Below are 9,486 nucleotides of genomic sequence, written 5' to 3' on the forward strand. Positions count from 1 at the left end.
GTGAATCGTTAAGAAAAGGAAAATTAAAAAACCAATAATAATAAAATTTAACTATAATTGCAGTATCTCTCAAAGTGGCACCATTTGACCGAAATAGGTGGCACGGTCACTCCGAAATAGCCACAAGGCAAAAAAATCAAGCATAGCTATAGCTACGGTTTATTTTTTAAACGAAGTAGAAAGGAAAAAGAAACGATGAATATGCGAAATTTTTAGTTATAAATCGTATTAGTATCGTTTTACTTTTTGTTGTTAGATCCTTGTAAAAATCAGGATTGTTTCGAGTTTTTTAGCTATCTAAAAAATATTATCAATATTTATTCTGGACAAAAGCAAAATAATATCCGTTTTTAAAAAAATATTTATATTCTAACATAAATATCCTTAACTTCAAATAGGAATTGTTTCGTTATATCTCTTAAAAAATAATTAATAAATAAGGGTAACATTTTGTGATTAAATGACATTCAATTATACGAGAAATAATTTATCTGGATCTCTATAAAACGGAAAACAGAATATCTCAAGGTAATAGATAAAATATAACGTGAATACTTTTGTCAACTATTTTTATATTTCTATGAAATTTTATGAGCTGCTAACAAGTTTTATTTTTTTAAATTTTACTCACGCACAACAACATGATTACAACGAACTATACCCAAACGAAGAGGTTATTACACTCTCTCTAGAAAAACATATACAGATTGACGAATCTCGGGGCAAACTATTTATTACAGAAAACGTACATAAACGAAACCTTTTTTTATCATCAAAGAGATTACAGCTTGCAGAGGAGAATGTTAGTTATAATACATTTAACCAAATAACAGAAATTCAGGCTAGAACAGAAAACATTGAAAATAATAAGGTGAAAAAATCTTTTGTAAAAAGATTTAAAGAAAAAGATATACTGATTAGCGGTATCTTCTTTAATGATCAAAAAGAAAAAAACTTCTTCTTTCCTAACGTTAAAAAAAATTCAATTACCGATTTAAAATATAGTAAGACCATAAAAGACCCACATTTTTTGCCTTCTTTTATGTCTACAAGTGATATTCCTATAGAAAAGGCTATAATATCTATAACATTTCCTAAGAATGTAAAACTTACCTATAGAACCTTCCACTTAGACGCTATTCATTCTAAATTTGAGATTGAAGAAAATAAAAATCATATAACCTATACCTGGGTTCTTAATAAAATACCTAAAATAAACAGACACTATGATTTCTCCGCTTTATATTATATACCACAAATCATAATCTATATTAACTCTTATAAACATAAAAATAAAACTATATCAGTATTAAATGATGTATCAGATTTATATAAGTGGTACACCTCACTAATATCACAAATTAACACTACTGATCAACAAGAGTTAGAACTCATCACAAAATCTCTAATAGAAGGCACCACTTCTGAAACAGAAAAAATTCAATCGATTTATTATTTTGTGCAGGATAAAATAAATTACATTGCCTTTGAAGATGGACTTAATGGTTTCATACCCAGAGATGCTTCAAACGTTTTTAATAAAAAATATGGAGACTGTAAGGATATGGCCAATATTCTGAATGAAATGCTACAATACGCAGGAATAGATTCCCATCTAGCCTGGATCGGAACTAGAAAAAAACCATATAAGTATAACGAAGTTCCTACTCCAGTTACGGATAATCATATGATAACTGCAGTTTTTCAGAAAAACAGTGACACCATATTCTTAGATCCAACAGCAAAATATCTTCCTTATGGTTATCCCTCTCCTTTTACTCAGGGTAAAGAGGCCCTTATCGGCATATCAGCAGATACATTTAAAATACATAAAGTTCCAGAAATTGATGCCATAAACAACAATATCTCTATTATCTCATCCATAAAATTAGAGAATGAATTATTAACAGGCAGACATATTGCAAAAATCTGTGGGCATGACAAACTGGATTTTATGCATAAAATTGAAAATAAAGAGGAAGAAGATCTCGATTTTTTATACTGGAACTTAAAGTTCGGTACTAAAAAAACTTCATTCAATAATATAGAATATAAAAACTTAGAACGCCAAAAGGATACACTCCAAATAAGCTTTGATTCTGAAACAAGAAATTATGTTAAAAAAATCAATGGTAAATTATATATAAAACCAATCATGGATAATTTTTTAGTAGGGGAATTAGTAAAAGATGAGAGTAAAAATTATGACAAAAAAATCGATCACAAATTCACAAGAATATTTCATACAACCATAGAAATACCAGAAGGTCAAATTATTGAATTCATACCAGAAAACAGTAGTTTTAGAAATGAAAACTATGAATTTACCACTACCTATGAAAATAGAATAAACACTATAGTGATAACCAAAAAAATTACTGTAAATACTCTTAAGATCGATATTAATGAAATTGAATCGTGGAATAATTTTATTAAAGCATTATTGAAATCTAACAAGAAAACCATTATCATCAATCCAAAAAACTAACTTATTTATGACTAATTATATTAAATTAATAATTGTTTCCTTATTTTTTAATTATAGTAGCTTTGCACAACTCTACAAAAGTCATGATTGGGAGAAAACTCCGACCATTTTTGAAATTAGTGAAGAAGATAAAAAATTAGCTTCTGTTGCTATAAAAGAAAAAACCTTAATCCAGTATTATAGAGCTGGACTTGGCAAATCTTACAAGCTTTATGAAACAAAACATAGTATTATCCAAGTAAACTCAGAGAAAGGAGTTAAGCGCCACAATAGAGTATATATCCCAACAAGAAATGTTCTGAAAGTAATTGACATCAAAGCGAGGGTAATTGCAGAAGATGGTTCGATTAAGTTACTCAATAAAAAAAATATAAAGGAGCTGAAAAATGTAAAGAATTATGGAAATTTTAAAATATTTGCTTTAGAAGGTGTCACCAAAAATTCCCAATTAGAATTTATCTACACTTTAGAAAAAAGAATTTCCGGAGTGGGTACAATTGTGGTTCAAAAAGAGTACAAGGTAAAAGAATCTGAAGTAATTATCCGAAACCCAAGCTCTTTAGAATTAGAAATTAAATCATATAATAATTTCCCTGAATTTGAAGAACAGAAAACAGAAGAAAACAAATATGAATCCACTGCTATCGCCACAGAGATCAAAGCAATGACCAAAGAAAGATCAGCTACTCCAAATGCCAACAAAATGAAGGTCGCATATATGGTAAAAAGCCAATATAATATCGATATGTGGGAAGATCTGGAAGATAATATTCTGAATAAATTTACTAAAATCAACCCGCGAAAAGTTAAAAAAATAATTTCAGATTTTGAAAACTATAAAACAAAAAATGAGAATACGGAAATTATTAATACGATCTGTAATTATGTAAACAGTACCTTTAATATTGTTAGAAACAATGATCCCATTTATGATCAAATAAGTACAATTATATACAAAAAACAAGCTTCAAATCAAGGGATTATAAAAGTATATACATCCTTACTAAACCACTATAAAATCCTATATCAAATTGTATTAACCAGCAACAGATACAATCACAAATTTGACCAATATTTTTATTCTAACTTCAATCTTCAGCAAACATTGATTTATTTTCCTGAAATTGGAAAATACATCCAACCGGATAATGTGAATACACAATTAGATTATGCACCTCATCAATATATTTCTAATAAAGGTTTTTTTATTTCTCTAGACAAATTCTCAGAATTTAAAACAATAAAAGTCCCTGAATCAGATCACACTGTAACGGATAGAAAAATTGTGGTTAGTATTGATGATCAAAATACAGCAATTGTAAAAACAAGCCAAAAATTAACAGGTTACAAAGCTCATAACCAAAGAGAGGCTTATAAATATTTTCTAAAAAAAGACCTAAATGAATTTAAAAATATTTTCGCTATCTCTGGTTTTGAAGATGCAGAAATAATTACTTTCAATATCAAAAATGAGGATTTTGATCATGTTACAAAAAACACTCCTTTTATGATGGACTGGTCTTATACTGCAGAAAGTTTAACAGAAGAAGTGGGCAATGATTTATTACTAAACATTGGCAAGGTAATTGGAACACAAAATGAATTCTATCAAGAAGTAGCCCGAGTAAATCCTGTAGAAATAGAATACCCTAATAAATACAATTATATATTTGAAATTCTGATTCCAAAAGGCTTTGAGCCTGAAGGTTTAGAGAGTCTCAATATTGATAAAAAATTAGTCATTGATGGTAAAGAAATCTGTCTGTTTAAATCAAATTTTGAGATTATTGAAAATAAAATTATCATCCGAGCTCAAGAAGATTATAATAAGCTAAAAATAGCTATCGAATACTATGAAGATTATAAAGATGTGGTAAATTCTGCATTTGATTTTAGCAAAAAGAGTATTCTTTTTCAAAAAATATAAAAAAGCAGAGTCATAAAAAGTATATAGCTACCTAAATTCATCAATAGATGGTATAACTGTCACAATACGTATAAATTGACATTCTATAGATCTTGACTTACCATCTAACCTTTGAAAGAGAACACTCTTAAAAATCTTTTCCATTCATCTATTGAATTTAGGATAGGATACTTTTTGCATTTAGGAGATTTTAGAAAAGGGTATATTTCCAAATATTTCTCTATTATATCGTCGATTTCTATTAGGTTTTCCTATTGAATCAGATTTTCTTTTCACCCCTATTTTAACTGCCATAATTTTGGTTTTAAAGATCAGCATTCAGAAAACCCTAAAGACTACACATCAATTTACAGGGACATGTAAAGTTTACTTAGTCGATCCTTAAAAAAGGGGGTTACAAAGATCGACTAAGTATTCTTTTATAATACGTATTATATTATTCTTCCGTTTTAGCTATACCATTTTTACAATTTCACAAAACAGTTTTATAAACTACATGTAGATTACATCTAATTTATCATATTCTTTATGTGTTCCGAAAAGTTGTATCTCTCTATATACAACAATAGTACAAGCAACGACTCTTCTTTACTGGTCTTCTAGTTTCCAGGTTCTTATCCAGTCATATTTGGTTGTTAAATCATCAAAAGAGCCTGTCTCAAAGATAGTAGCGTCATCGATAGGATTCCAATCATACGTTTCTATTGCCATGGTTATATGACCTTCTAAATCAAATTCTGCCGGAGGATTAATAATAGAATGCGTTAATTCCCCATCCAGATAAAACAAAATTTCTGTTGGAGATTTCCACCAACAACCATATACAAAATATCTTTCATTATTTTTTTCTGATAAAACTGTTTTTGCTGGTTTTTGTCTAGACTTATCAAACTCTGTATCACAATCTCTATTATGCCTCCAAGTATTTGATGCATATATATTTGCAAAGTCTTCTGCCCAGGCCGCTGTCCCACTATGCACACGCCCTACACATTCTTGTATATCTAATTCAAGTTTTCTAACAGGACCCGTATTACAATTTTGCTTAAATGACAACCAAAAAGTAGAAGACATAACGGTTTTATTTGCTTTCATTTTACATTCATAAAACTGTCCGGGACCTGCAAGTGCCTTTGAGCGTACAATAGCTCCACCATGAGTCCAGGAGATATTATTTACAATCTTGGGCGTATCAAATTTTTCTGTGGTTACATTCAGATTACCATCGCTAACAGTGACATTGTCAGACTCAAATAATCCAGGAGGTCTTCCCAACCAATTAAATCCATCAGTTGCAGTATCTCTATGCCATTTAGAATCATCAAAAGTAGTTCCATCAAACTCATCAGACAGGTTTTCTACTTTAGTCCATTTTTTGTCTGATGGTGTAGGATCATCTCCAATAAAATAGGGCGTATTTCCAGAAGGTGTATCTCTTGTCACAATAACATTAAAACTACAAGATGTCGTATTACCGGCAGTATCTTGAGCACGGAATGTATTAACAGTCGTCCCTACAGGGAACGTCTCTCCTGATGCCAAGCCCTCAACCATTGTAGTTACCACACTAATATTATCAGTGCCTACAGGAGTATCATATGTCACTATAGCGCCACTCGAAATCGCATCTATATTAATAGTAATATCATCTTGACAGGCTATAACAGGGTTTTCATTGTCTTCAATATCTCCATCATTGCTGCTGCAAGCAGCTAATGATACGATTAAAGACATGAATAATAAATAATTACATTTCTTTTTCATTTTTACATATATTTTTTAGGGTTGCAAATATATTTATTAATCATAGATTATAGCAATATATCGTTCTATGAAGTATCACAAAGGCATTTCTTACGCAGAATTTAACACGAACTCATATTGAGCAGCACTTTTCTATCAAAAGTTTAACTTTTGCAATATAATTATAATTAAAATAGATTTCTTTTTTTCAACATCGTGATACCTGTGGACAAAAAAATCAAGAGATTTAGAAAGCTACGTTTTTTAAATACATCTTTTACAAATCTTCTAACTTCCAGGTTCTTATCCATTCATATTGTGTTGAGCGTTCTTCTTTTGTAAGTCCTTCCATGTCATTACCATCTTCCCGTGGTGGATTCCAGTCATAAGTTTCTACAGCTAGATTATAATACATCGGAATATCAAAGGTAGTCGTAGGGTCATCAATTTTATAGGCTAACTCCCCATTAAAATAAAACCATAATTCTGTTTCTGACTTCCACCAAAAACCATAAACAAAAAAATCATTCCAATTTTTTTCAGTTTCTATAGCATTTTGGCGTCTTGTTGCGGTATCATTCTGACAACTTGTTCTATGAATCGCATTAGAATGAAAAATTTGATCCCATTTATTATTCACAGCCCAATCGGCAGCTGTAGGGGTTAATTCTCCTACACATTCCTGAATGTCTAATTCTAATCTTTTGGGGCAGGCATTTTCTTCTGTCATCATCCAAAAGGTAGAAGACATAAATGTTTTATTTGCCTTCATAGCGCATTCGTAATACCAACCTACTTTGCATTGTGATTTAGATCTTACAATTCCTCCAGTATAATCAAAACTCTTACCATTATTTATTATTGTAGAAGGTAATTTGGCCGCTTCTATTTTAAGCTTACCATCACTTACAGTAATAGATTCTTCTATAAACAATCCTGGAGGTCTGCCTTCCCAATACCAACCAGATTCAGGAATTTTGGCTTTGGTATGCCATTTAGTTTGATCAATACCATCTGCCTGTTAAAACTCATCAGAGAGATTTTCTACTTTAGTCCATTTTTTGTCTGACGGTGTAGGAGCTTCTTCTATAAAATAAGGAGCGTCTGTAGCCGGTGCATCTCTGGTTACAATCACATCAAAACTACAGAATGCCGTATTACCTGCTGCATCTCTGGCACGGAATGTGTTTGTGGTTGTTCCTAAAGGAAATATTTCTCCAGATGCTAATCCTTCAATAAGTACTGTCTCTACGCCAATATTATCTGTACCTACAGGAGTTTCATAGGTTATTATTGTGTCACTTTCTATTGCGCTTACACTAATTGTAATATCATCAGGGCAAGCTATAACAGGATCTTCATTGTCTTCTATACTTTCATCATTGTTGCTACAAGCAGTTAATGATAAAACAAGAGATAAAGACAATAAATAATTACATTTCTTTTTCAAAACACTTTGTATCTTCATTAATACCGCAAATGTATTACGTAATAACCACATAAAGTACTATATATGTTCAGATGACTATCACAAATGTATTTTCAACTTAAAATCTAAAATATATGATCTTAATATTTGCAAAACTAATTCTTTGGAAGCAATTCTATGTACAGAAAACACATTCTTATAAAGGCTTACAACATTACTTTATCACCTATTTTTTTTAGTAAAGTTATATAATAAAAAAGAGGCTGGATGACTCAGCCTCTCTAACTAATTTAATATTATATAATTAATTTAGGGTAGCTATAGGAGCAGTTTGCCCTCTTTTACTTACAGATCCATCTGTTCCTGTACTGTTACCTCTTATCAATAATATACCTGCGACATGTGGTGATGCCATTGAAGTACCAGAGATATTGTTAAATCCACCGTTTAACCAAGTAGACCATACTGCAGTACCAGGAGCCCAACGATCTACACTTGCTCCATAATTTGAAGTACGTGCGGGAGCATCTACATTAGTCATATTACCAACACACCAAGAATTACCTGTTCGTAATCTTTGTGGCGAATAAAACTGAGTATTATCATTACTATTACCTGCCGCCATAGCTCCATAAGCTCTTGTTTCTAAATTTCTAAATGTCTCATCAATAGCTCGAGAAGTAAATCGGTTAAGAAATCCTACACTATAGTTCCAAGTATCCCCAGAATTTGCATTATTAGCAACATAGTCTATTCCTGCAAGAATACTTGCATCATCACCAGTCCCTTGTGCATCTAATACTCTGACAGAAACTACAGTTGCTCCATAAGCTACACCAATCACCCCGGAACCATTATTTTTTGCAGCAACAGTCCCTGCTACGTGAGTTCCATGTCCATTTTGATCCTGCCAAGATCCTCCTACAAAACTTCTACTTCGATTAACATCAATATTTAAATCACTATGTGGTGCAATCCCAGAGTCCACTATCCAGCATGTTCTTCCTGCGCCATTAGCTCTACCTACTCTATTTACCCCCCAAGGTAAAAACTCTCCATTAGGAAGCCGTGAATCCTCCGTTACTGCTTTATTTTGTACAGTTGCAGGAAGCGTACTCACAGGATTCCCCATATCTATATCCAAATTTTGAATATAATTTGGTTCTATATAAGCAACTTCGGGATCGCTCTTAAGAGTTTCTGCTTGTTTAAATGATAAATTTTTAACAGCAAATCCCTGAATAGCACTACTATAAGTTTGCTTTATATTATCTTCTGCTATTGCATATTTTGATAAAGTTCGTCGGGATTTAGCCTTCATATTAGCGCTTTTACCTGATAAAGATTTATCTTCTTTATAAACTATAATATATTCTCCAGGAACCACTTGATCTGCTCCGACTGTAACATCGATAGTCTCTATTCCTGTTTCTATCTCATTTGTATCTTTTTCGCAACTATAAAAGAAAAAACTGTTACGCTACTTAAAATTCTTAATTTAATTTTCATTGTTAAATGGGTTTTGTGTTAAAATGTTTGAGTATAATTTTATATAAAATCGTTGAGTTTTCAACAAGTTGAGGATTCAAAAGTAGGGATTAATCCTAATAATAAAATACGGCTAAAACTCACAAAACAAAGGGTTTTACAAAATTTGATATTCTATAAACCATGTAAAACACCCTTTATTTTTTAAGTATTTAAAATTGTTTCACTACTAAAAATGAAAGGATTAAACAAAAGTTTAGCACATCAAAATAGAAAGAAATTTCAAAAGAAAATAGGAGATAGAAAGACTAAAAAAACCAACCGCAATTAACACTAAATTAACTTTGAATTAACAAAAAAGAGGTATGTAGAATTTCAATATATATTAATTAAGAGAGAGCATAAACTTAG

6 protein-coding genes are annotated in these 9,486 nt (G+C 31.0%); 2 read left to right on the forward strand and 4 right to left on the reverse strand.

Annotated features, from left to right (window positions below; translation table 11 throughout):
* Positions 1–580: 580 nt before the first annotated feature.
* Complete coding sequence (locus F0000_RS21795; RefSeq protein WP_149626845.1) at positions 581–2,488, forward strand: DUF3857 domain-containing protein; 1,908 nt, start codon at positions 581–583, stop codon at positions 2,486–2,488.
* A gap of 7 nt (positions 2,489–2,495) precedes the next feature.
* Positions 2,496–4,415 (forward strand): DUF3857 domain-containing protein, encoded by a 1,920-nt coding sequence (locus tag F0000_RS21800; protein WP_149626846.1) that lies wholly within the window; start codon positions 2,496–2,498, stop codon positions 4,413–4,415.
* 588 nt (positions 4,416–5,003) lie between these two features.
* On the opposite strand, the gene F0000_RS21805 is transcribed toward F0000_RS21800, so the two are convergent.
* The 4 genes from F0000_RS21805 to F0000_RS21815 form a co-directional block, all read right to left on the reverse strand.
* Positions 5,004–6,179 carry an HYR domain-containing protein gene (locus F0000_RS21805; RefSeq protein WP_149626847.1) on the reverse strand — a complete coding sequence of 392 codons (1,176 nt, stop codon included), beginning with the start codon at positions 6,177–6,179 and terminating at the stop codon, positions 5,004–5,006.
* Between the two features lie 256 nt (positions 6,180–6,435).
* Positions 6,436–7,092 (reverse strand): family 16 glycosylhydrolase, encoded by a 657-nt coding sequence (locus F0000_RS21810; protein WP_223148934.1) that lies wholly within the window; start codon positions 7,090–7,092, stop codon positions 6,436–6,438.
* A gap of 87 nt (positions 7,093–7,179) precedes the next feature.
* Positions 7,180–7,659, reverse strand: a complete 480-nt coding sequence (locus tag F0000_RS27905; protein ID WP_223148935.1) for an HYR domain-containing protein — start codon at positions 7,657–7,659, stop codon at positions 7,180–7,182.
* A gap of 232 nt (positions 7,660–7,891) precedes the next feature.
* On the reverse strand, positions 7,892–8,974 hold the full coding sequence (locus F0000_RS21815; protein ID WP_188112220.1) for a S8 family serine peptidase: 1,083 nt from the start codon (positions 8,972–8,974) through the stop codon (positions 7,892–7,894).
* Positions 8,975–9,486 lie beyond the last annotated feature (512 nt).

Source organism: Aquimarina sp. RZ0 (assembly GCF_008370685.1).
GTDB lineage: Bacteria > Bacteroidota > Bacteroidia > Flavobacteriales > Flavobacteriaceae > Aquimarina.